This is a genomic window from Sulfitobacter mediterraneus, from assembly GCF_003054325.1.
GTDB lineage: Bacteria > Pseudomonadota > Alphaproteobacteria > Rhodobacterales > Rhodobacteraceae > Sulfitobacter > Sulfitobacter mediterraneus.
The window spans coordinates 142,467-164,840 of sequence record NZ_QBKU01000011.1; the positions used below are offsets into that span (position 1 = coordinate 142,467).

Genomic DNA, 22,374 nt, shown 5'->3' on the forward strand with positions numbered 1-22,374 from the left:
AAGCTGTCATTCCGCAGCGATGGACGCACCTTTCAACATCTCCCAAACACGGTGCGGCGTGAATGGCATATCTGCCTGCCGCACCCCCTGATCCCACAGTGCATCCTGCACCGCGTTCGATATCGCCGCGAGCGCCCCAACCGTGCCCGCCTCGCCGCAGCCCTTCATTCCCATGAGATTGGCCGTTGAGGGCACCGGCTCTGACGTGAAAGAAATATTGGGAAGATCCGCCGCGCGGGGCAAGGCATAGTCCATAAACGATGCCGTGAGCAGCTGGCCGTCCTCGTCATAGACAACCCGTTCCTGCACGGCCTGCCCAATGCCCTGAGCGACCCCGCCATGCACCTGACCTTCGGCCAGCATCGGGTTGATAAGATTGCCAAAATCATCAACCACGGTGTAGCGATCGGTGGTTACAACGCCGGTCTCGGGGTCAATCACAACCTCGGCAACATGCGCCCCGTTGGGGTAGCTGCGCCCCGGCAAGGTGGCGCGTTCGTGATGCTCCAGCAGATCCTCGCGGCCCTTCTCGCGGGCCATCTCGGCAACCTCCAGCATCGTTGGTGTCAGGTTGGACCCATCGGCGCGGAACCGTTCATCGTCAAATTCGACCGCACTGGCAGGCACGCCCATTTTCTCGGCCAGAAAGGCGGTGAAGGCCTCGGTCATTTTGGCCACCGTCGCCAGCGTCGCGGTGTTCTGCGTGGTGACAGAGCGTGAACCGCCGGTGCCGCCGCCCTGTTTGATCAAGTCGGAATCCCCCTGCACCACGGTGATCAGTTCTGCGGGAATGCCCGTCTGATCCGACAGGAACTGCGCATAAACTGTTTCATGCCCCTGACCGTTGCTTTGAGTGCCGACAAAGATCTTCACCGTGCCATCCTCTTCAAAGACCACCTTGGCCCCTTCCGAAGGATCGCCCAGAATACTTTCGATATAGTAACACAGGCCCTGCCCCCGCAGCAGACCACGCTTGGCATCCGCGGCGCGGCGGGCCTCAAATCCGGCGCGGTCGGCCTCGGCCGCCATTCGGGTCAGCAGACGGTTGAACTCGCCCACGTCATAGGTCTCACCCGTGGCGGATGTATAGGGAAACTGATCGGGTTTGATAAAGTTGATCCGCCGCAGCTCCCATGGATCAATGCCCAGCTCGCGGGCGGCACGATCCATCAACCGCTCCAGCACATAAATCGCCTCAGGCCGTCCGGCGCCGCGATAGGCGTCCACCTGCACGGTGTTGGTGTAGTACCCTTCGACCTGCAACCAGGTGGTCTGAACGTCGTAAACACCCATCAATACCCGGCTGAACAGCAAGGTCTGAATGGGCTGGCCAAACTGCGAGTTATAGGCACCCAAATTGCAGCGGGTGCTAACCCGATATGCGGTGATCTTGTTGTTTGTATCAAAGGCAAACTCGGCCAGCGAGGTCAGATCGCGACCGCCATTGTCGGTCAGCATCGCCTCTGTCCGCTCCGACATCCAGCGCACCGGACGGCCCAAGACCCGCGCCGCCTGCGCCACGCTGAAATACTCCGGATAGGTCATGCCCTTCATGCCAAAGCCGCCGCCGGTGTCCGGGTTGGTGACGCGCACCTGATCTTCCTCAAGATCAAAGGCCTTTTGCAAGAACCCCTTGTGCACCCAGACGCCCTGCCCGTTGATCGACACATGAACCCGGCCGTTGTCCCATTCGGCGTAACAGCCGCGCGGCTCAATCGAATTGACGATGATGCGGTTGTCATCCACCTGCAACGCCACGGTTTTGGCTGCCGCATCAAAGGCGGCCTGCGTTGCGGCCTCATCGCCCATGCCCCAATCAAAGGCACAATTGTCGGGCGCCTCATCGTGCACGGCTGCGCCGCCGCGGGCCATATCCACCTTGGCCGGCAGATCATCGACGTCAAACATGATCATCTCGGCCGCATCCCGCGCCTGCGCCAAACTGTCCGCCACGATCAAGGCCACCGGCTCACCCACATAGCGGACCTTGCCCTTGGCCAGCATCGGGCGCTGCGGCTTGGCCCCTTTGGTGCCATCGCGGTTGTCGACCACGGCCCCGGCCATGGAAACATCCATGCCCGCCGCCTCAAGATCCGCGCAGGTCAGGACCAGATGCACGCCCTCAAGCTCGGCCGCATCGCTGACGTCCAACTCGGTGATGACCCCATGGGCAACCGAAGAGCGAAAGAAGAAACCGTGCAGTGATCCTTGCGGCGCAATGTCATCGACATATTGCCCCTCGCCGGTGAGAAACCGCATGTCCTCGGTCCGCTTGACCGGCTGACTTTTACCAAACTTATCCATCTGCGGATCCTCCAACACTATATTAGGTACAACAGATAAAGGGCTGAGGCGGCTTGTCCAGCCAGAACCGGCAGCCCACGCTGATAACGCAGGGTAGAGTTTTTCTTGCCAAATGAAGCAATACAACCGCTCTGACATCAAGCGAAGCCTGTGCAGCAAGGCACATACCCCGATCCCGCTTCATTTGGCCCTTAAAACTCTCCCGTATTCACCGCCCGCGCCGTGCTTTTGCGGCGGCAGCGCAGGAACACGGGCCGGAGGGCGGGGCGATCTGCGCTTTTGCGCAGGAGCGGCGGCCAGCCGCCCTTTCCCTTGCTGCAATCCTCCGGTAGACCCCCATCCCAAACGACCACAGGATTTACGATCATGGCTCTGGACAAAACATTCGACGCCGCCGAAGCGGAAAAGCGGCTTTATGCGGCATGGGAACAGGCGGGTGCCTTCAAGGCCGGCGCAAACGCCAGCCGGGATGAGACCTTTTCCATCATGATCCCGCCGCCCAATGTCACCGGCGTTCTGCACATGGGCCATGCGTTCAACAACACGCTTCAGGACATCCTGATCCGCTGGCACCGGATGCGCGGCTTTGACACGCTTTGGCAGCCCGGTCAGGACCATGCGGGCATTGCCACGCAAATGGTGGTGGAACGCAAATTGGCCGAAACCCAGCAGCCTTCTCGCAGTGAAATGGGCCGTGAGGCGTTTCTTGAAAAAGTTTGGGAATGGAAAGCCGAATCTGGCAACACGATCATTGACCAGCTCAAGCGCCTTGGCGCGTCCTGCGACTGGGACCGCAACGCCTTTACCATGTCCGGTGCGCCAAACGCCCCGGCGGGCGAGGAAGGCAACTTCCACGATGCGGTGATCAAGGTCTTTGTGGACATGTATAACAAAGGGCTGATCTACCGGGGCAAGCGTCTGGTGAACTGGGATCCGCATTTCGAGACCGCGATTTCCGATCTTGAGGTCGAGAATATCGAAGTTGACGGCCACATGTGGCATTTTAAGTACCCACTCGCCGGGGGCGCCACTTACACCTATGTTGAAAAAGACGAAGACGGCAACGTCACGTTGGAAGAGGTGCGCGATTATATTTCCATCGCCACCACGCGGCCTGAGACTATGCTGGGCGATGGCGCGGTTGCGGTGCACCCATCGGACGAACGCTATGCCTCCATCGTCGGCCAGCTTTGCGAAATTCCTGTTGGCCCGAAGGAAAGCCGCCGTTTGATCCCGATCATCACTGACGAATATCCGGACAAGGATTTTGGCTCCGGCGCGGTGAAGATCACCGGCGCCCATGATTTCAACGACTATGAAGTTGCCAAGCGCGGCAACATCCCAATGTACAACCTCATGGACACCAAAGGCGCCATGCGGGCCGATGGCCGTGCCTATGCCGAAGAGGCCGCGATTGCCCAACGCATAGCCGCCGGCGAGGAAGCGTTCGATGTGGCCAAGATCGCCGCAATGAACCTTGTCCCCGAGGCCTATCGCGGCATGGACCGGTTCGAGGCCCGCAAGGCCGTGGTTGCCGACATCACCGCTGAGGGTCTCGCGGTGATGACCGATGCCGATGATCCGCGTCTGGGCAAGCCGAAGAAAAAGAAGAAGCAGGACGAAGCCGAAGTTGAGGCCGGTCCGGTGCCGCTGGTCGAGGCCAAGAAGATCATGCAGCCCTTTGGCGATCGCTCCAAAGTGGTGATCGAGCCGATGCTGACCGATCAGTGGTTTGTGGACACCGCCAAGATCGTCGGCCCCGCCATTGACGCGGTGCGCAACGGCGATGTGCAGATCATGCCTGAGCAGGACAAGAAGGTCTATTTCCACTGGCTCGAGAATATCGAGCCGTGGTGTATTTCACGCCAGCTGTGGTGGGGGCATCAGATTCCGGTTTGGTTTGATGATTTCGGAAACGAGTTCTGTGCAGCAACGGAAGCGGAAGCGATGGATCTTGCTCACGCTTTGCACTCAGAAAAATATCCTAACGCAAATATCACGGTGAAGCCAATTTGGGACTCGCTCACGAATGCTGACGAGAAGGGCCGCTCGCTCGCAGCAACCGCCGCTGTAGGAGCGCCTGGCGTTCCGTCAGATACCCAAGATGACATCACTATTTTCCTTGGCCGCGACCCCGATGTTCTCGACACATGGTTCTCTTCCGGCCTTTGGCCCATCGGCACGCTGGGCTGGCCCGAACAGACCGAGGCGCTGGACAAATACTTCCCCACCTCCGTGCTGATTACCGGCTTCGACATCATTTTCTTCTGGGTCGCCCGGATGATGATGATGCAATATGCCGTGGTGGATCAAAAACCCTTCGACACCGTCTATGTCCACGCTCTTGTCCGTGACGAGAAGGGCAAGAAGATGTCGAAAAGCCTCGGCAACGTGCTTGATCCGCTTGAATTGATTGATGAATACGGCGCGGATGCGGTGCGGTTTACCGTGACGGCAATGGCTGCCATGGGGCGTGATCTGAAGCTGTCGACAGCGCGGATTGCGGGTTATCGCAACTTTGGCACCAAGCTGTGGAACGCACATCGTTTTGCCGAAATGAATGGTGTGTTCACCGGTACGCAGGCGGAAATGCCCAGGCCCGAAGCCACCTTGAACAAATGGATTGTCGGCGAATGTGCCCGGATCCGCGAAGAGGTGGATCAGGCGCTGGAGAATTTCCGTTTCAACGATGCGGCCAATGCGCTTTATGCCTTTGTCTGGGGCAAGGTTTGCGATTGGTATGTGGAATTGTCCAAACCGCTGTTGCAGGACGATGCACCTGAGGCCGCCGAGACGCGCCAGACCATGGGCTGGGTGCTGGATCAATGTCTGATCCTGATGCATCCGATCATGCCCTACATCACCGAAGAGCTGTGGCAGACCACCGCCAGCCGCGCCAAGATGTTGGTGCATGCCGATTGGCCGACCTACAGCACCGCCGATTTGCTGGATGCTGATGCGGACCGCGAATTGAACTGGGTGATTGGCCTGATCGAAAGCATCCGTTCGGCACGCCAGCAGATGCATGTGCCTGCGGGATTGAAGGTGCCGATGCTGGTCACCGATCTGGACGCGGCTGGACAGGCCGCATGGGATCGCAACGAAGTGATGATCAAGCGTTTGGCGCGTGTGGAAAGCCTTGAAAAAACTGGCGATTTCCCAAAAGGGACGGTTTCGATTGCGGTGCCGGGGGCCAGCTTTGGCCTGCCTTTGGCCGGGCTGATTGACATTGGCGAGGAAAAGACGCGGTTGCAGAAATCCTTGGACAAGCTGGGCAAAGAGATTGGCGGTCTGAAGGGGCGGTTGAACAACCCCAAATTTGCTGCCTCCGCCCCCGAAGAGGTTGTCGCCGAGGCGCAGGCCAATCTGGATGCGCGGCAGGAAGAAGCCGATCAGCTTCAGGCGGCATTGGATCGTTTGGCCGAGATGGAGTGATCCGAAGGCCGCGCGATGCGCGGTGCTTTTCATTGGAGCTTGTCGCCGCCTGAGCCAATCACGGTGATGCTGGTGGCAAGGCTAAGGGGTTTGATATCGCTGAGATGGTGTTCAGGGCGCAATGCGTCCTGAACGACCTTGGTCAAGTGTTTATGCGAGTCGCAGCGGCGTCAAGGACAGGCCGCGCCGATGGCGAGGTCGCGCTGCGATCCTTGACCCCACTTCGAATCGCGGGGGATTAATCGAACTTGGCCGGGCGTTTTCCGAACTCGGCGGCGACCACTTCCATTTGTTCGGGTTTGCCCATCAGCGCCACTTGTTCCTGGGATTCTGCCAGCAGGACCGCATTGGCGTCTTGGGTTTCTGCCGTATCGATCAGGCGTTTGGCCGCGCGGATGGCAGAGGGACTTTTGCCCGCGATGAGCGTTGCCAGCTCTGTCGCTTTGGCAAGCGGATCATCCGCCGTTTGCGTGATCAGGCCCCAGGCCAGCGCCTGGGCGGCATTCACCGGCATCGCCGTGTAGGTCAGCAGGCGCAGCACGTCGCTGCGCACCAGCTTGGGCAGCAGGACCATACCGCCCATATCCGGCACGATGCCCCATTTCATTTCCATCACGGCAAATTTGGCATCCGGCGTGGCAATTCGGATATCCGCACCCAGCGCGAGTTGCAGTCCCGCACCATAACACGCTCCATGCACCGCCGCGATCACCGGGATGTCGAGCCGCGCCCAGATCATCGCAACCTCTTGCCATTGGTTGGTGGTTTCATCGCCGTGGGTGCGCGGCATCAAGAGTTCTGCGGGGTCTTTGCCGATCATGCCCGACAGGCCCGAAATGTCGATCCCTGCGCAGAACGCTTTGCCCTCGCCCGAGATGACAGCCACCCGCGCCTTGCTTTCGGCGATTTCCTGTCCTGCGGCGATGATCCCGTCGATCATGGCTTGGTCAACGGCGTTCATCTTGTCGGCGCGGGTCAGGCGCACAAAAGCGATGTGGTTTTCATAGGTGACGGTAACGCGGGCCATGCTGTCCTCCTGCTTGGGCAGGGGCATAACACCCGATCCGGTCTTGCGTGAAAAGCAGAACGTGGCGGCAGCGCTGGTTTTTACGGAACCAACCGGTCAATCGCCCGCATCATGCCGAGGCTCTTGTCATAGACCAGTGTCAGAACCCGCCGTGCAGCGGGTTTGGTGGCCAGCATTGGCACGCTGCGAATGGTACCGGCGGCCACGGTTGCAGCGATAAAGCCGCGTCTGGTGAGGTTTGCCATGGATGGCGCTCCCGTTGTTGCGAATGATTCTCATGTAGGCATCCTCCGCAGATTTGCAACCCTTGCCCCCTGCCCCGGCTGGGCCTATCACCTTTGCATGACCCGATATCGCTTGACCCCGCTTGCCCAATCCCTGCCCGCCACTGTGCCATTTGTTGGCCCTGACACCCATGAGCGGCAGGTTGGCCGTGCGTTCGTGGCGCGCATTGGTGCGAATGAGAATGTATTTGGCCCCTCGCCCAATGCGGTTCAGGCGATGGCCGAGACAGAGCAATGGATGTACGGCGATGCAGAAAGCTATGAGCTGCGCCGTGCTTTGGCGGCCCATCATGGCACGACGATGGATCACATTATCGTGGGTGAAGGTATCGACGGGCTACTGGGCTATCTGGTGCGGTTGTTTGTCGGGCAAGGCGATGCGGTGGTGACCTCAGACGGCGCCTATCCAACGTTTAACTACCATGTGGCAGGCTTTGGCGGCACGATCCACAAAGTGCCTTACCGGGACGATCACGAAGACCCCTCCGCCCTGTTTGCCAAGGCCGCAGAGGTGGATGCCAAGCTGGTGTATCTGGCCAATCCGGACAATCCGATGGGCACATGGCACAGCGGTGCCACTTTGGCCCAGGCGATGGAGGGTTTGCCGGCGGGATCGCTATTTGTGCTGGACGAGGCCTATGTGGAATGCGCGCCGGAGGGGACGGAACTGCCGCTGCCCAAGGATGATCCGCGGGTGATCAGAATGCGCACCTTTTCAAAAGCTTATGGCCTTGCCGGGGCGCGGGTTGGGTATGCCATCGCCGCGCCAGAGTTGATCACCGCCTTTCACAAGGTGCGCAACCATTTTGGTATGAACCGCGCCGCACAGGCCGGAGCATTGGCGGCATTGCAAGATCAGGAGTGGCTGGCGCGAACGCTGGACCGGGTATCGCGCGCGCGCGATCGGATCGGACAGATCGCAGCCGAAAACGGGCTGACACCGCTGCCCTCCGCCGCAAATTTTGTGGCTGTGGATTGCGGCCGCGACGGGGCTTTCGCCAAGGCCGTGCTGGATGGTTTGGTGGCGCGGGGTATCTTTGTGCGTATGCCATTTGCGACCCCGCAAAACCGCTGTATCCGGATCAGCTGCGGCACTGATGCGCAGCTTGATGCGCTGGCCGCCGCCTTGCCCGCCGCGATTGAGGATGCAAAAAACACCTGACCTGCGGGATTTGCGGTCTATAGTCCTTGGCAGTCAGCCAACGGATGCCTCATGCGCGATACCAATGACCGCCCCGCCGCCCCCAATTACACCACCGCTTGTGTGGTGATGTTCGGTATCAATCTGACATGGATCCTCATGGCGATCTGGGTGGTTTGGGGATTGTTGGCGGCTGCCGCGACCGGCTGGGCCGTCAACCGGGTGATCAGCCGCATTGATGCGGCTCGCAGTTAATCCGAACGCTTTTTACACAGCCCCGCCGATCACTGCCGCCGCGGCGTCCAGCGCACCGGACCCGCGTTCGATGTTCAGCGCGGACAACCCTGCCTCAATGCCGCCCAGCATGCCCATGATCATATGTCCGTTCACATGGCCCATATGCCCCAGCCGAAAAAACCCGTCACGGGCCGGATCTCCGGGCGCGGCCATGCCCAACCCGATACCAAGCGTGAGACCGAGGTTTTGCTCCACCCAGTTGCGCAGCTCCGTCGCCTGAGGGGACTGAAGCCGCAGCGCGGTCACCGCATGGCTGCGATGCGACCGGTCGGCGATATTGATGGCAAAACTGCCTTTTTCGGACCAGGCCTCGCAAGCGGCCCAAACCGCCTCGGCCAGCACGGCGTGGCGCTGCCAGATATGTTCCATACCTTCATCATGGATCATGTCCAGTGCCGCCCGCAGGCCATACAGATGTTGGGTCGGTGCGGTGCCGCAATGGTATTCAAAAAGCTCCACCCCGTTTGCACGCTGGGTCCAATCCCAATAGCGGCTGACACGGGGCAACCGCGCCCGCGCCTCAGCCGCGCGATCGTTGAAGAACACAAAAGCCAAACCGGGCGGCACCATCAGCCCCTTTTGGCTGGCGGTGACGGCGATATCGACGCCCCATGTATCCATCTCAAAACGGTCACAGCCCATGGACGCGATGCAATCAGCCATCAACAACGCGGGGTGCCCTGCGGCATCCAAAACCCCGCGCAAAGCAGCCAGATCATTGCGCACGGAACTTGAAGTATCCACATGAACGCCCAGCACCGCCTTGATTTCATGGGCTTTGTCAGCCTCCAATATCTCTGCGATACGGTCCATCTGGATAGGAGAGTTGCGGCCGAAGTCTATCAATTCCACCTCGGCGCCCAGGGCTTTGGCCATTTCGCCCCAACTGATGCCAAAGTGACCGGTTGCGGGCACGAGTACTTTGTCGCCCGGCGTGATCACATTGCACAGTGCCGCCTCCCAGCCTGCATGGCCATTGCCGATGTACATCGCAGCATGGTGTTTGGTTCGGGCGACCTTTTTCAGATCCTCCATCAACCCCGGCATCATCTCGACCAGTTCACCGGCATAGATGTTGGGTGTGGGCCGGTGCATAGCGGTCAGGACCGCGTCCGGCATGACCGACGGGCCGGGGATGGCCAGATAAGGACGCCCCTGCGCCAATGAGATGGAATGTGCCATAGCGACCCTGAATTTATTGAGTTTCAACCGCACATTAGGCTGCTTGCTTGCCGCGTCAACCAGATGGCGGACCCTTGCCCTGCTTGGCCGCGTTACGTACAACGGCCAAAGGGTTTCGAAAGGATCGACCGGGGATGAATGACCAAACCTATACGTCCGGTGATCTGCTGCGCTGGCTTTGGAAGAACTATCTGAAAAAGCATATTGGCCTTATGGCGCTGGCCACGTTCTTTATGGTTATCGAGGGCAGTACTCTGGGCGCTTTGGCGCGGCTGATGGAGCCGATGTTCGATCAGGTGTTTGTTGCCGGGGAAAAGGACGCCCTACTTTGGGTTGGGCTGGTGTTGATCGGCATTTTCATTTTGCGAGCTGTGGCAGGTGTATCGCAAAAGGTTTTGTTGACCCGCGTGGCGCAGCGCACGGCGGCGGATATGCGCATTGATCTGCTCGACCGGATGATGAAGCAGGACGGCGCGTTCCATCAATCGCACCCCCCCGGTTTCCTGATCCAGCGGGTGCAATCGGATGTGAATTCGGTCGGGGATGTCTGGCGGGCGGTGATCACCGGCGCGGGGCGCGATTTCATCGGGCTGATGGTGCTTTTGGGTGTTGCGATATCTATTGACCCGGTTTGGGCCCTATTGGCCTGTGTCGGCATTCCGGTGATGGTGCTGCCTGCCGCCGCCGCGCAGCGGTTTGTGCGCCGCCGCTCGCGCGAAGCCAAGGATCTGGGCGCCAATCTGGCGACCCGTCTGGACGAGGTGTTCCACGGGATTGTGCAGGTCAAACTGAACGCGCTGGAATCCTACCAAGCGCGGCAATATCGCGATTTGACCGATAAATTCATTGGCACCGAAGTGCGCGCTGCCTTTGGCAATTCGGCCATTCCGGGGATGATCGACATCATGTCGGGTGTCGGGTTTATGGCGGTGATCCTCTATGGCGGGTCCGAGATCATCTCGGGCGACAAGACCATTGGCCAGTTCATGACATTCTTCACCGCCATGGGCTTTACCTTTAGCCCGCTGCGCCGTTTGGGCGGGATCAGCGGGCTTTGGCAGGTTGCGGCAGCAGCGCTGGAACGCATCCGCGAATTGCTGGAGGCGCCTCTGCGGCTCAAGGATCCGGCCAGCCCTGTCGCGGCACCGACCACAAACACCGACATCGTCCTGAAAGATGTTGATCTGTCCTATGGCGAGGCCAAGGTGCTGGATCGGCTGAACCTGACAGCCAAGGCCGGGCAGACCACGGCGCTGGTCGGTGCCTCTGGTGCAGGGAAATCCACCATTTTCAATGTGCTGACCCGATTGATTGATCCGCAAAACGGCAGTGTCAGCATCGGCGGCGTTGCTGTGGATCAGATGAAGATGACCGACCTGCGCGGGCTGTTCTCTGTGGTGACGCAAGAGGCGCTCCTGTTTGATGAAACCCTGCGCGAGAATATCGTGCTGGGCCGCACCGATGTCACCGAGGCACGGCTGCAAGAAGTGTTAAAAGCCGCCCATGTGGCCGATTTCCTGCCCAAGCTGGAAAAGGGCCTTGATACACTGGTCGGGCCGCGTGGGTCGGCCCTGTCGGGCGGTCAACGCCAGCGGGTTGTGATTGCGCGGGCGCTGCTGCGCGATACACCTGTTCTGCTGCTGGATGAGGCAACCTCGGCGTTGGATGCGCAATCCGAACAGGTTGTGCAGGATGCGCTGGACCGTTTGTCCAAAGGGCGCACCACGATCGTGATCGCTCATCGTCTTGCTACAATCCGCAGCGCCGACAAGATTGTCGTGATGGATCGGGGCCGTGTGACGGACGAAGGCACCCATGATGAGCTGTTGTCGCGGGGCGGGATCTATGCCGATCTCTATCGCCTGCAATTTCAGGATGGCAAAACCATCAGTGACGCCGAAGGTCTACGCGCCCTCAGCGCCAAGGACCGCGCAACCAAGCCCAGCAAGCCGGGACTGTTTCAACGGCTGGGTCAGCGTCTGTTTGGCAGCGGATGAACGGCTATTTTTGGCGGTAGGCTGCTGCAAGCGTTTCGGGATCAACCCCGGCAAAGTAGCGCAGCAAGGTCCACAGATTGCGCCCGCCCCGGCGCAGCCATCCCTGACGGCGGTATTTTTCGGCGCTGGTAATGACCTGCGCCTCCAATCCGCAAAGTTGCCCTTTCAAGGCCCGCGCCAATGCAACGTCTTCCATCAACGGAATGTTCTGATAGCCGCCATGCGCCTCATAAAGCGTTTTGGAAATGAGCAAACCTTGATCCCCGTAGGGCAATCCCATCCGGCTGCGCAGGTTGGCCCATCCGGCCACGATCCGCCCGGGCAGTCCGCCCTGATCAAACCGCAGCTGGAACCAATAGGCCTGATCGGCCTGCGCAAGCGCCCTTGCGGCCACGTCGGCCCAGCCGGGTGACAGACGGCTGTCGGCGTGCAGCACCAGCAACCAATCGCCCCTGGCGGCTGCACAGCCCCGCCGCAGTTGCCCTCCGCGCGATGCGCCCCCCTGCACCACCTCGGCGCCCCAAGCCTGCGCCAAGGCGCCGGTTGCATCTGTTGATCCACCATCGCTGATCACCAATTCGCGGATCAACCCGGCCTCCAAGCCCTCCATCAGGCTTTCCAGACAGCGGGGCAAAACCGCTTCGGCGTTTAATGTCGGGATGATCACGGAAATGGGGGCGGGCATCATTGGCTCTTTTGATGGAACGTTGCAGACTATATGTCATGGCAAAATGCCAAAGGACACACCCATGACCACGCGCCGCATTCTGCGCCTGACAGGCGATGACACAACAGATTTCCTGCAAGGGCTCATCACCAATGACATTGCCAAGCTAAAGGACGGCGGGGTTTACGCCGCGCTATTGACGCCGCAGGGCAAATACATGGCGGATTTCTTTTTGGCACGCGATGGCGATGGCGTGTTGCTTGACGTGGCAGAGCCGCTTGGCGATATGCTGGCTCAACGGTTGGGCATGTATAAATTGCGGGCCAAGGTCGCGATTGAACAGACCGATCTGCATCTACATCGCGGTGTGGGCGATGTGCCTGCGGACGGTTATGCAGACCCGCGCCATCCAGCCCTTGGCTGGCGGGCCTACCGCGATGCACCGCAACCGGACAGCGGCATTGATTGGGATGCGCTGCGCGTCACACATCTGGTCCCGGAGACCGGAGTGGAACTGACACCGGATACATTCATCCTTGAGGCCGAATTTGAGCGGCTGAACGGCGTGGATTTCCGCAAAGGGTGTTACGTGGGCCAAGAGGTCACCGCGCGAATGAAACACAAGACCGAACTGCGCAAAGGGCTCGCCACAGTTGCCATTGAAGGCACAGCGCCAGAGGGCAGTGAGATACTTGCGGGCGAGAAACCGGCGGGAACGCTCTTTACCCAATCAGGTGGCCGCGCCATCGCCTATCTGCGCTTTGACCGCGCCAAAGGTCCGATGCAGGCCGGTGATGCTGCGGTGCAATGGGATCAAAAACCGGCAGATTGATACAAAAAAGCCCCGGATCGACCGGGGCTTTGTAAGTTGACCTAGCTATGACGCCACGTCACCCAAAGGCGATATCAGGCGCGTTCGACGTATTCCATGGTTTCTGTATTCACCACGATATCTTCGTCCTGTCCCACAAACGGCGGCACGCTGACGCGCACGCCGTTGTCCAATGTCGCGGGTTTGAATGAGTTCGCTGCGGTCTGGCCTTTGACGACAGGCTCCGTCTCGACGATCTTGCAGACCACCTTTTGCGGGAGGGACGCATTCAGCGCCTCGTCCTCGTGATACTCCACAACCACCATCATCCCGTCCTGAAGGAAGGGGCGACGATCACCCAAAAGCTCGGCCGGAAGCTGCACTTGTTCATAGGTGTTGGTGTCCATCAGAACCAGCATCCCACTGTCTTCATAGAGAAATTGCTGATCTTTTTGTTCAAGGCGCACTTTCTCAACCTTGTCCGCAGACCGGAAACGTTCGTTGAGTTTTGAGCCGTTGCGCAAGTTGCGCATCTCGACCTGGGCAAACGCGCCGCCCTTGCCGGGCTTGACGTGATCGACTTTCACAGCAGCCCAAAGGCCGCCGTTATGCTCCAGCACGTTACCGGGGCGAATCTCATTTCCGTTAATTTTAGGCATGTGTCCAAACCAAGGCAAAAGGTTGATAGAATGATGATCAGCTCTATATCTGGGAGGTGCGCCCCCTGCAAGGCAACGATATCTCGTGCCCATATCGGGGAGATATGCATCAAATGCATAGGAGTTATGCAATAAATTGGTATCCGAATCGCGCGATATCCGTCATAAGAGGCTTCACGCCGAAATGACAAGAGCAAGAATAATGGAAAGGACGACGAGATGAAAGATTTCGTTGATGGCACCGCTTTCAATAACGAACAAGGCAACCGTGCCCGTAAACTTTTCGCAGCTGTGGTACTGGCTGCACTGGACGACGCTATTGCTGACGACAAGAAATATGGCAATGGCCCCGAGCAGATTGCACGCTGGGCGCGTTCGCGCGATGGCCGTGAAGTATTGAGCTGTGCAGGTATCGACCCCAACGAACGTGTTGTGGAAGGCCTGATGGATTTTGTTGGCAAGGGTGTTCGGACCTCCGTTGCGCTGTCGCGCGAAGAATCTGAGCGTCGCAATGCCGCACAACAGGCCGAAGCGGCCTAAGCATCCAATCATAGAACTGACAAAAAGACGTAGCCTTCGGGCTGCGTCTTTTGTTTTTGAGCAATGCTGCACCCGCCGCGCCGTTCTTTCCGGCCTGTTGGTCGCCAAAGTGCTTTCGCCCCTGTCCGAATTGCGCCATTTTGCGGTCAAACGGACAAAGGCCCCCCATGACCAAAGCCATCATGATTCAAGGCACCGGCAGCAATGTCGGCAAATCCATGATTGTTGCAGGGCTGATCCGCGCCTGCACCCGGCGGGGGATTGTCGTGCGCCCCTTCAAGCCGCAGAACATGTCCAACAACGCCGCCGTAACCGAGGATGGCGGCGAGATTGGCCGGGCGCAGGCCTTGCAGGCCCGCGCGGCTGGCGTTGCGCCCCACACGGATATGAACCCGATCCTGCTCAAACCGCAGACCGCCACAGGGGCACAGGTGATTGTTCAAGGCCAGATCGCGGGCCATCAGGAGGCCGCCGCCTTTGGCAAGAACAAGAACGCGCTGATGCCAGCGGTGTTGCAGTCCTTTCATCGTCTGGCCGAGGGATGCGATTTGATCATCGTCGAAGGGGCCGGAAGCCCGGCCGAGACCAATCTGAGGGCCGGCGACATTGCCAATATGGGTTTTGCCCGCGCCGCGCATGTCCCGGTGATCTTGATGGGCGATATCGACCGGGGCGGTGTGATCGCCCAGATCGTCGGCACGCAAGCGGTGCTAGAGGCCGAAGACAACGCCTTGGTGCGCGGCTTTGCCGTCAACAAATTTCGTGGGGATCGCAGCCTCTTTGATGCGGGGCGGGATGACATCGCCCGGCGCACTGGCTGGCCCTCGCTTGGGGTGATCCCGTGGTTTGATCAGGCGCACCGCCTGCCAGCCGAGGATGTGATGGACCTGCCCGCGCGGGCGAGATCCAGCGGTGATGGCATTGTGATTGCAGTGCCGCGTCTGCCGCGCATTTCCAACTTTGACGATCTTGATCCGCTCGCCGCTGAACCCGGTGTAGATCTGCGGATGATCATGCCGGGTAGCCCCCTGCCCGCGGATGCGGATCTGGTCTTGATGGTCGGCAGCAAGGCAACCATCGCCGACCTGGCGGCCTTCCGCGCCGAGGGCTGGGATATTGATCTGGCTGCCCATATCCGGCGCGGCGGGCATGTGCTGGGCCTGTGTGGCGGCTATCAGATGTTGGGCCAGCGCATTGCTGATCCACACGGCATTGAGGGCGATCCGTCAGAGGTTGCTGGCCTCGGGCATCTGGACATCGAGACAGAAATGGCCCCGATCAAGCATTTGTCGCTCAAATCGGGTACGCACTGCGAAAGCGGCGCGCACTTGGACGGTTATGAGATCCACATCGGCGAAACATCCGGCCCGGACACTGAACGCGCATGGCTTGATTTTGACGGCCGGCCCGAAGGCGCGGCCAGTCTCGATGGCCGTGTGCGGGGCTGCTATATGCATGGGATCTTCAGCTCTGACGCCTTCCGCGCTGTGTTTCTGGCGGGGCTGGGTGGAACATCATCCGTCGTGTTTGAGACCGGCGTAGAGGCCGCGCTGGATGCGCTGGCCGACCATGTCGAACGTTATATGGATGTTGACCTGTTGTTGAATTGTGCAGGCGAAATAACGGCTTAGCGCCGTTATTCCATTTCCTGTGCGGTCAATGCGCGGTGAATTTCGCGGCGGACCAATTTGCGGACATTGCGGGTGATCCGTTCACCCAATGCGCCCTGTAGTTCAGACCGGACAATCTCAGAGACCAAATCGCGCAGCGCCTCTTCGTCGATGACCTGATCATCCTGTTCGTATTCAAAATCACCCTCATCCGCCGCGCTGGACACGTTCGCCATTGGTGGCGGGGTCAGCATTACGTCTGCTTCAGGTGCGGATTCTTCCAGTATTTCAGTGGCATCCGCCGCGTGATGGCGCGTTGAGGCAAAAATACCGGGTGAGGTATCTTCGTCTTCATCCTCGTCGGTGCTGTCTTCCATCACGGCAAGGGCATCGCTTTCGGCGTCCTGCGATGCCTCTTCCTGCTGGGCGGGCTCTGGCTGGTCGTTGGCCTCGTCCTCCCAGGACATCGCAGGCGCATCTGTGCCGGAATATTCATCCTCGCCCGGTGCGTCAGGCTCCCAAGTGTCGGAAATATTGCCAATCGCCGTTTCCAGCGCTTCGATCTTGGCGGTCAAGGAGGCGGTGCCGACAGGGGCGTCTTCCCCGTCCTGGGCTTCCTCGTCCTCGGGGGCGCGGCGCAGCCAGGATTGTTCATCCTCTGCACCATCAGCATCCTCATCATCAGCAAAGCCGTAAGGATCATCCGAATAGTCCTGATCCGGTGCGGTCTGCTCTTCGCTTGAGGCTTCATCTTCGAACAATTTGTGCAGGTCCGCTTCGACCGTCTCGCCGCCATTGCCTGCATCAGAGACTTCTACTTCTGCATGGGCTGGCTCAGCTGCGGCGGTCATCTGTTGGACGTCCCGGGCAAAATCATCCGCCGATTGCGGCGCATCAGGAGTGTCTGCGCCTTCTTCTGCTGCCGGTGCATCCGCCACCCGCAAGGCGGGGGTCAACACCAGGCGATCACTGGGTGCAGCGGCCTGCGGCTCAGGTTCTTTGAAGGCCTGCATCGGGCGCTTGTCTTCTGAGACCAGACGCCGGATCGAAGACAAAACATCTTCTACCTCGGCATTTGTGACGGGGTCGGACATATCATTACCACTCTTTCCTCGCTCGCCAGTTTAACGCGAACACCGGATTCTCACAATGGTTGGTTACAATTGGTCAGTTTTTAAGGATACCTTTGAGCGCCTTATCCAACTGTTTGCCCTGTTTGGAGCGTTTGGCAGGGCTGTCTTTGACCAAGTTATAATAGGCCGCAGGATCATATGTCTGCACCGGAAGCTTGAGGTCTTTGACCGTCAAACGCCCCGTCGCAGACAACAATGTATAGGCCGCAACATAAAGGTTGGCACGGGCCGAAACCTGCAGGGACTGCGCGTCCAGCAAAGATTGTTCCGCATCCAGAACATCCAGCGTCGTCCGTGCGCCCAAGGCTGCCTCTTCGCGGATGCCGCGGAAGGCGATGCTGGCGGCGCGGATCTGGCGTTCGGATGCCGACAATTGTGCGCGGGCCGAGGCAAGGTTGGCATAGGCATTGCCAACGGATTGCTGCACGTCATGACGCACGGTGTGCAGGTTGGCCCGCTGCGCGTCACTCCGCGCTTGGTTCTGGCGTACGCCTGCGGACAAGCGGCCCCCTTGATAAATCGTTTGTCCCAGTTCAATGCCGACGGACCCACTGTGGTTGAAGTCGCTTGAACTGAGGTTTTCTGTCAGGCCGAACCGGCCGTTCACAGTGACCTGAGGCGACATATCGGATTCAGCTGCACGGGTAAGCAGATCTGCGGCGGCCACCTGATGCTGCGCCGACAAAAGCAGCGGATGCACACGCACAGCCAAGGCTTTGGCTGCATCAACGCTTTGTCCGATGGCAGGCAATGGCGGTGCTGCGCGCAACTGGCCGGGTTTGCGGCCGACCGCGTTGCGATATTCCTCAATCGCCCGAAGCCGATCCCCCTGCGCGCCCGCCAAACCGCTGCGGGCCTGCGCCAACTGGGCCTCGGCAAGCGCCACATCGGTGCGCGTCACTTCGCCCACTTCAAACCGGTCGCGGGCGGCCCGCAATTCCTGGGTCAAAAGGCGAACGTTGTTGGTGCGAAGGGCCACAAATTCAGAGGCTTCCAGCACGCCCATATAGGCTGAAATGGCCCGCAACAGTACCTGCTGTTCCACGTTCACCAGCGCATCGCGGGTCGCCAGAACCGTTTCTTTTGTCGCCTCAACCCGGAATTTCCGGGCACCGGCGTCATAGATCAGCATCTCTGCCACAAGACTCAATGACGCGGTCAGGTCATCATTTGCAACCGCGACCCCGGTCGCCGCCGTCCGCACCCGTCCAAAGCTTTGGGTCGCCGCTGCGGTCCAGCGCACAACCGGTTTCAGCGCCGATCCGGCAATCGCCACATCTTCGTCAGCGGCGCGCAGCAAAGCGCGGTTTTGTTCCAGCAAGCCCGAATGATTGTAGGCACCAACCAGCGCATCCGCGAGAGTTTCGGCAGACATGGCCTGGGGCAAAGACAGGCCAGCGGCAACCGCCAGCACTCCGCCCAGCAACCGCGATTTAAACGATGTTCTTGCAGACCGCATCTCGAACGCCTCTCACCAATTCAATACAAATGACATCGCAAAGATGTCCGCACGTCAAAGCTGAAATTCAGCCGCTTTTTCAAAACCCGGCAACACTGGTGCCGCTGCGTTGAAGGCCATCCGCCAGCTCACCTGATCACCGCGCTTGTAACCAATCCGAACCTCGCCCAGCTGCCCCTCCATAAAGAGACAGGCAATTCGGCCACCGTCCTTGAGTTGCCCCAAAATCGCATCCGGCAAAGCCGCAACGCCGCCTTCAACCACGATCACATCATATGGCCCATGCTGCGCCACACCTTCGGCAATGGGGCCGGTGTGCATAATCACATTGTCCGCCCCAGCCGCGGTCAAAGCTTCTTGCGCTTCGGCGGCCATGGCTTCGTCCTCTTCGACGGCAACAACCGCCTCCGCCATATGGGCGATCACGGCGGCAGAATATCCCATGCCGCACCCCAGATCGAGCACCATTTCGGTGTTCACAATCGCCAACGCATCCAGCATTTTGGCCAAAGTGCGCGGCTCCAGCAAGACACGCCCCTGCCCCAAATCGAGGTTTTCGCCGAGATAGGCCGCCTCGCGCCGGGCCGCTGGCACAAAGTCCTCGCGCGGCACCGTTAGCATGGCGTCAATGATTGGAAATTTGGTCACATCAGACGGACGGACCTGTGTATCGACCATCATTGTGCGGCGGGCAGTGAAATCACTCATCAGCTAAACTCATACGTTCAGATTCTTCTGAAACAGATGTGCCACATCGCGGGGCTATCAGCAACGGCTAGCATGCACTTTCCCGCAAGTCGCATCTTGCAGCCGCCGAAATGATCCGTTAGCAGTGCCGATACCACAGGCGGCGAGTTGGCGGAGTGGTTACGCAGCGGATTGCAAATCCGTGTACACCGGTTCGATTCCGGTACTCGCCTCCATTTAAAATCAACCACTTAGATGATTTTTGCGAAACTCGCTTATGCGAGTCTAAACAAATGTCTAAACATTCTGTTTTTGTTCTGTTCTGTCTTGGGCTGTGACGCGCGGTACAGATATGTGCCGAAGAGCCTTAAGCCTTTGCGTCTCCGAACGCCCAAAGAAGGAAGATCGCTAAGAATGGTGTGATGAGCACGGACACCAGCACCCTAATAACTTGGCTGCGGCCCCTGCGTTTCGCCATGCTTGCGGGCAGCAGGATGCAGAACCACAGCACAAGATAGACAACGAAGACGGTCAAAAGCAGGGTGAGTACTAAAGAAACGATGTCTTCCATTGGTCCTCCCAGAAACAACTAAACCGGCCACCTCTCTGATAGTTCGGTAGAAATTAGTTGTTGCTGCGCTCTGTTCGCTTTTGCTGAGCTTGCTGAGCCCTGATCCGTTGGCGTACCTTCTTTGTGTAGTGAAGGACCATCGCTGGACTTTGGCCTGTCACCGCCGCGACCAGATCATCGCTGCATCCAGCTTCAACCAACTCGCAGGCGGCGTTGTAGCGCCAACTATGGATATCGTAGGCCAACGCTCCGATCTGGTCCCTGACCTTCCGGACCGCAGCTGAGGCCCCACGGTAAGACCAACGGTTGGTCCCCCGCTCATTGGTGAGGATGAAGATCGAATGGCGGCTAGCAGCGTCAAGGGTCGCTTGAAGTTCAGGTAGGATCGGAACCCAGAGTTCCTTATCTGTTTTGTTCTGACGCACGAAAACAGCGCCGTCCTGAATGTCAGACCATCGCATTTCGAGAACATCACCAATTCTTTGGCCAGTACCTAAGCACAGCTCCATTACAAGACGTTCCCTGGTTCCATGCGCACAAACAACGCGATAGGCCAAAAGGAGTTCAAGCGGCCAAGGCTCACGTTCAGTCTTTTGGATTTTCAGTTCAGGAACCCCCTTGACCGGATTGGTCTCGCGCCACCCCAAGTCAACGCAATGTTCCATTAGTATGCGCAGAACACGGACGGAGTAATTCGCGAAATAGGGTTTCTGTGCATTCGCGTCCCGAAGCCGGATGGCGTCTTTCCGTTTCATATTCGAGGGGTTCGCAGTCCCCATGATTTTTTCGAAAAAATCTAGATATTTATCGTAATCCAGCGCAGTTCGCGGCTTGAGGTTCTTGTAGCGAGGAGACTTACGATATTGGGAAATTAGTGAGGAGAAGTTGCGTGAGGTGACCCGCTTTGGCGCTTCATTGCCAGACAAAATGTCCGAATACTCTTTCCAAAATTCTGGTGTGCCAAACTCTGTTACTAACTTCTGAGATGGCCAGCCGCGTCGCTGAAAATACAGCCCGTTCCTTTGTCTGTAGATATGTTTTGGTAACTCACGTTTTGCCATGGCGCATGTCTATCCCCGCATATTCATCGGCATCACTTTTCTTCGTTAGAAATATCTCAATTTTCCGACCATCTATAGCGACACAACTAACCAACTTCCCAGCATTCTCGAATGCGTTGAGGAGCCCTAGTGCCTTCTTTTCAATGTTCTTCGTCGACATTTTCTTACCTAGAATAGTAGCCATATTTGGAACAGCTTTGCGCACTCTATCGGGTGAATGGGCTAATTGAGACCATGCAAACTGTTCTGATACTTGGAGTCTAGACAGGGCGAAAATTCATCGCAACAAACGAAAACACTTTTCCGCTCAGGAGGAGAAATTGTGTCTCTAGGCGCATACAGGGCTCTGCGGCATTTATAGCACTTTTACGTCTGCTTGAGGCGTTCCCTCGAAAAGAAACTTGACTTCAGGCGCTGGCCGCCGCTGGGCAACGGCAAATGTGGCCACGAAACCTTACGCGTTGAAGGTTGGAATTAGAGAGAATTGTGTCGCTAGGTGTATACTGGAACAAGGGGGGAAGGTGTTTTGGCGCCGCCCATCACCCTCTCCGATACTTATGTCTCCGAGGGCGATTGGCTAGTGTTCCGAACGTTAGCAAGGGTTTCTGGCTGCATTTGAGGCCGACTGCGCGTCCAAGAGGCCGATGAGCGTTCTGTAAGGCTCGATCTAGGTACCTGGCAGGCCCCACCCGATCTAACTGCCCCTCAGTTGATCTCCGCGAACAAAAAAATACCTTACAATCGTGCATTTGCCACAAAGACACGTTAGATGGGTAGCTCGAGGAGTTCTACTTTTAATATCCTGACATGAGACTATGGGCGGAGAGCTGACCTTCGCTGCATACCAGTATTTTGACTAACCTGGGAACGAAAGCAGACCTTCGTAGTTTGATCATCCAAGACAGGGCGACATCGACGGGAGGTTTGCGCTATGGATCTGAGCTTGGAAATTCAGATGAAGAGTGTGGGCCAGCTACTGGGTTTTATCCGAAAAGCAACTTTAACAGCTTAGAGCAAGTAGCGGCGCTAAGCGGTAAGGCCCCCCGCGACCTTGTCAAAGCTCTGCAATTTAGTGACAGTATGCCAAAAAGCATAGATATGAAGCCGCTGGTGACATGTAAGAGTGTTAGAGGACTCAAATGTAGCTGGATCTAAAAACTACAGGAAACATCTGTCATGTCATCACTACTATTCAAAGACGAAGCGAACGATGAGTTGCCATTCGAAGAGAACTTCATCGAACAAGCCGAATATATTGGTCGCGACAGGTTTCTTCTGCTTGCAGCTGAGCATCCTCGCGAAGCCAGCATAGTCAAGAAACTTGTTGGCGGTGGCGCGAAGCTTCTGATCGGTCCACGAGGGTGTGGTAAAAGCACTCTTATGCGCAAAGCCTATTACGGTGCTTTGGACGGTATGACCTGCTCCCCTGAAACGTCCGGTGTTTTGAGTTAGCCTGTTCTCCAACAAGGAGACAGACGATGAAGAGAAGCCGTTTCAGTGAAGAGCAAA

General features: G+C 58.2%; 20 protein-coding genes and 1 tRNA gene. 9 read left to right on the forward strand and 12 right to left on the reverse strand.

The genetic code is table 11. The annotated features are described in order from the left end of the window. Window positions 1–6: 6 nt before the first annotated feature. Window positions 7–2,304, reverse strand: a complete 2,298-nt coding sequence (locus tag C8N31_RS16865; RefSeq protein WP_025046687.1) for a xanthine dehydrogenase family protein molybdopterin-binding subunit — start codon at window positions 2,302–2,304, stop codon at window positions 7–9. Between the two features lie 366 nt (window positions 2,305–2,670). Between C8N31_RS16865 and C8N31_RS16870 the strand changes: the two genes are divergently transcribed. Next, window positions 2,671–5,739 carry a valine--tRNA ligase gene (locus tag C8N31_RS16870; protein WP_025046686.1) on the forward strand — a complete coding sequence of 1,023 codons (3,069 nt, stop codon included), beginning with the start codon at window positions 2,671–2,673 and terminating at the stop codon, window positions 5,737–5,739. Between the two features lie 238 nt (window positions 5,740–5,977). Here C8N31_RS16870 and C8N31_RS16875 read toward each other — a convergent pair whose 3' ends face one another. Then, a complete protein-coding gene (locus C8N31_RS16875) occupies window positions 5,978–6,766 on the reverse strand; it encodes a crotonase/enoyl-CoA hydratase family protein (RefSeq protein WP_025046685.1) in 789 nt (262 codons plus the stop codon). Window positions 6,767–6,846: 80 nt separating this feature from the next. Next, entirely contained in the window at window positions 6,847–7,011 is a 165-nt protein-coding gene (locus C8N31_RS16880; RefSeq protein ID WP_025046684.1) for a hypothetical protein, read from the reverse strand. 97 nt (window positions 7,012–7,108) lie between these two features. On the opposite strand from C8N31_RS16880, the gene C8N31_RS16885 reads away from it, so the two are divergent. Further along, window positions 7,109–8,212 carry a pyridoxal phosphate-dependent aminotransferase gene (locus tag C8N31_RS16885; protein WP_025046683.1) on the forward strand — a complete coding sequence of 368 codons (1,104 nt, stop codon included), beginning with the start codon at window positions 7,109–7,111 and terminating at the stop codon, window positions 8,210–8,212. A 51-nt stretch (window positions 8,213–8,263) separates the two neighbouring features. Beyond that, window positions 8,264–8,446, forward strand: coding sequence for a hypothetical protein (locus tag C8N31_RS16890; protein WP_025046682.1), 183 nt, complete (start codon window positions 8,264–8,266; stop codon window positions 8,444–8,446). Between the two features lie 12 nt (window positions 8,447–8,458). Here C8N31_RS16890 and C8N31_RS16895 read toward each other — a convergent pair whose 3' ends face one another. Continuing rightward, complete coding sequence (locus C8N31_RS16895; protein WP_025046681.1) at window positions 8,459–9,670, reverse strand: pyridoxal-phosphate-dependent aminotransferase family protein; 1,212 nt, start codon at window positions 9,668–9,670, stop codon at window positions 8,459–8,461. A gap of 134 nt (window positions 9,671–9,804) precedes the next feature. Between C8N31_RS16895 and C8N31_RS16900 the strand changes: the two genes are divergently transcribed. Then, a complete protein-coding gene (locus C8N31_RS16900) occupies window positions 9,805–11,667 on the forward strand; it encodes an ABC transporter ATP-binding protein (protein ID WP_025046680.1) in 1,863 nt (620 codons plus the stop codon). A 4-nt stretch (window positions 11,668–11,671) separates the two neighbouring features. Here the strand turns inward: C8N31_RS16900 and C8N31_RS16905 are convergent, their stop codons facing one another. Beyond that, a complete protein-coding gene (locus C8N31_RS16905) occupies window positions 11,672–12,352 on the reverse strand; it encodes a TIGR04283 family arsenosugar biosynthesis glycosyltransferase (protein WP_025046679.1) in 681 nt (226 codons plus the stop codon). 64 nt (window positions 12,353–12,416) lie between these two features. On the opposite strand from C8N31_RS16905, the gene ygfZ reads away from it, so the two are divergent. After that, complete coding sequence (ygfZ, locus tag C8N31_RS16910; RefSeq protein WP_025046678.1) at window positions 12,417–13,166, forward strand: CAF17-like 4Fe-4S cluster assembly/insertion protein YgfZ; 750 nt, start codon at window positions 12,417–12,419, stop codon at window positions 13,164–13,166. Between the two features lie 74 nt (window positions 13,167–13,240). On the opposite strand, the gene efp is transcribed toward ygfZ, so the two are convergent. Beyond that, a complete protein-coding gene (efp, locus tag C8N31_RS16915; RefSeq protein WP_025046677.1) occupies window positions 13,241–13,804 on the reverse strand; it encodes an elongation factor P in 564 nt (187 codons plus the stop codon). 219 nt (window positions 13,805–14,023) lie between these two features. Here efp and C8N31_RS16920 point away from each other — a divergent pair, with 219 nt between their 5' ends. Further along, window positions 14,024–14,344: a DUF6280 family protein gene (locus tag C8N31_RS16920; RefSeq protein WP_011567985.1), complete on the forward strand. Its 321-nt coding sequence runs from the start codon at window positions 14,024–14,026 to the stop codon at window positions 14,342–14,344. Window positions 14,345–14,511: 167 nt separating this feature from the next. After that, window positions 14,512–15,975 (forward strand): cobyric acid synthase, encoded by a 1,464-nt coding sequence (locus C8N31_RS16925; RefSeq protein ID WP_025046676.1) that lies wholly within the window; start codon window positions 14,512–14,514, stop codon window positions 15,973–15,975. A gap of 5 nt (window positions 15,976–15,980) precedes the next feature. On the opposite strand, the gene C8N31_RS16930 is transcribed toward C8N31_RS16925, so the two are convergent. From C8N31_RS16930 to C8N31_RS16940, 3 genes are all read right to left on the reverse strand, one after another. After that, entirely contained in the window at window positions 15,981–17,048 is a 1,068-nt protein-coding gene (locus tag C8N31_RS16930; RefSeq protein WP_025046675.1) for a hypothetical protein, read from the reverse strand. 73 nt (window positions 17,049–17,121) lie between these two features. After that, entirely contained in the window at window positions 17,122–18,546 is a 1,425-nt protein-coding gene (locus C8N31_RS16935) for a TolC family outer membrane protein (protein ID WP_025046674.1), read from the reverse strand. A gap of 54 nt (window positions 18,547–18,600) precedes the next feature. After that, a complete protein-coding gene (locus tag C8N31_RS16940; protein ID WP_025046673.1) occupies window positions 18,601–19,254 on the reverse strand; it encodes a protein-L-isoaspartate O-methyltransferase family protein in 654 nt (217 codons plus the stop codon). A gap of 141 nt (window positions 19,255–19,395) precedes the next feature. Between C8N31_RS16940 and C8N31_RS16945 the strand changes: the two genes are divergently transcribed. Next, window positions 19,396–19,469, forward strand: a tRNA-Cys gene (locus C8N31_RS16945). A 131-nt stretch (window positions 19,470–19,600) separates the two neighbouring features. On the opposite strand, the gene C8N31_RS16950 is transcribed toward C8N31_RS16945, so the two are convergent. The 3 genes from C8N31_RS16950 to C8N31_RS20435 are packed head-to-tail and all read right to left on the reverse strand — an operon-like array spanning window position 19,601 to window position 21,070. Beyond that, window positions 19,601–19,804: a hypothetical protein gene (locus C8N31_RS16950; protein ID WP_025046672.1), complete on the reverse strand. Its 204-nt coding sequence runs from the start codon at window positions 19,802–19,804 to the stop codon at window positions 19,601–19,603. A 53-nt stretch (window positions 19,805–19,857) separates the two neighbouring features. Beyond that, a complete protein-coding gene (locus C8N31_RS16955) occupies window positions 19,858–20,865 on the reverse strand; it encodes a tyrosine-type recombinase/integrase (RefSeq protein WP_025046671.1) in 1,008 nt (335 codons plus the stop codon). Then, the gene (locus C8N31_RS20435; protein ID WP_156026852.1) at window positions 20,852–21,070 is read right to left on the reverse strand and encodes a hypothetical protein; all 219 of its coding nucleotides are present in this window, start codon (window positions 21,068–21,070) and stop codon (window positions 20,852–20,854) included. Before C8N31_RS20435 ends, C8N31_RS16955 begins: the two co-directional genes overlap by 14 nt. Before the next feature lie 971 nt (window positions 21,071–22,041). On the opposite strand from C8N31_RS20435, the gene C8N31_RS16965 reads away from it, so the two are divergent. Then, window positions 22,042–22,317: a hypothetical protein gene (locus C8N31_RS16965; RefSeq protein ID WP_081785621.1), complete on the forward strand. Its 276-nt coding sequence runs from the start codon at window positions 22,042–22,044 to the stop codon at window positions 22,315–22,317. Window positions 22,318–22,374 lie beyond the last annotated feature (57 nt).

Bases quoted from the DNA above. Each gene is read 5' to 3' on its own strand.
- C8N31_RS16865 (WP_025046687.1), bottom strand. From the start codon at position 2,304: ATGGATAAGTTTGGTAAAAGTCAGCCGGTCAAGCGGACCGAGGACATG.
- C8N31_RS16870 (WP_025046686.1), top strand. From the start codon at position 2,671: ATGGCTCTGGACAAAACATTCGACGCCGCCGAAGCGGAAAAGCGGCTT.
- C8N31_RS16875 (WP_025046685.1), bottom strand. From the start codon at position 6,766: ATGGCCCGCGTTACCGTCACCTATGAAAACCACATCGCTTTTGTGCGC.
- C8N31_RS16880 (WP_025046684.1), bottom strand. From the start codon at position 7,011: ATGGCAAACCTCACCAGACGCGGCTTTATCGCTGCAACCGTGGCCGCC.
- C8N31_RS16885 (WP_025046683.1), top strand. From the start codon at position 7,109: ATGACCCGATATCGCTTGACCCCGCTTGCCCAATCCCTGCCCGCCACT.
- C8N31_RS16890 (WP_025046682.1), top strand. From the start codon at position 8,264: ATGCGCGATACCAATGACCGCCCCGCCGCCCCCAATTACACCACCGCT.
- C8N31_RS16895 (WP_025046681.1), bottom strand. From the start codon at position 9,670: ATGGCACATTCCATCTCATTGGCGCAGGGGCGTCCTTATCTGGCCATC.
- C8N31_RS16900 (WP_025046680.1), top strand. From the start codon at position 9,805: ATGAATGACCAAACCTATACGTCCGGTGATCTGCTGCGCTGGCTTTGG.
- C8N31_RS16905 (WP_025046679.1), bottom strand. From the start codon at position 12,352: ATGCCCGCCCCCATTTCCGTGATCATCCCGACATTAAACGCCGAAGCG.
- ygfZ (WP_025046678.1), top strand. From the start codon at position 12,417: ATGACCACGCGCCGCATTCTGCGCCTGACAGGCGATGACACAACAGAT.
- efp (WP_025046677.1), bottom strand. From the start codon at position 13,804: ATGCCTAAAATTAACGGAAATGAGATTCGCCCCGGTAACGTGCTGGAG.
- C8N31_RS16920 (WP_011567985.1), top strand. From the start codon at position 14,024: ATGAAAGATTTCGTTGATGGCACCGCTTTCAATAACGAACAAGGCAAC.
- C8N31_RS16925 (WP_025046676.1), top strand. From the start codon at position 14,512: ATGACCAAAGCCATCATGATTCAAGGCACCGGCAGCAATGTCGGCAAA.
- C8N31_RS16930 (WP_025046675.1), bottom strand. From the start codon at position 17,048: ATGTCCGACCCCGTCACAAATGCCGAGGTAGAAGATGTTTTGTCTTCG.
- C8N31_RS16935 (WP_025046674.1), bottom strand. From the start codon at position 18,546: ATGCGGTCTGCAAGAACATCGTTTAAATCGCGGTTGCTGGGCGGAGTG.
- C8N31_RS16940 (WP_025046673.1), bottom strand. From the start codon at position 19,254: ATGAGTGATTTCACTGCCCGCCGCACAATGATGGTCGATACACAGGTC.
- C8N31_RS16950 (WP_025046672.1), bottom strand. From the start codon at position 19,804: ATGGAAGACATCGTTTCTTTAGTACTCACCCTGCTTTTGACCGTCTTC.
- C8N31_RS16955 (WP_025046671.1), bottom strand. From the start codon at position 20,865: ATGGCAAAACGTGAGTTACCAAAACATATCTACAGACAAAGGAACGGG.
- C8N31_RS16965 (WP_081785621.1), top strand. From the start codon at position 22,042: ATGTCATCACTACTATTCAAAGACGAAGCGAACGATGAGTTGCCATTC.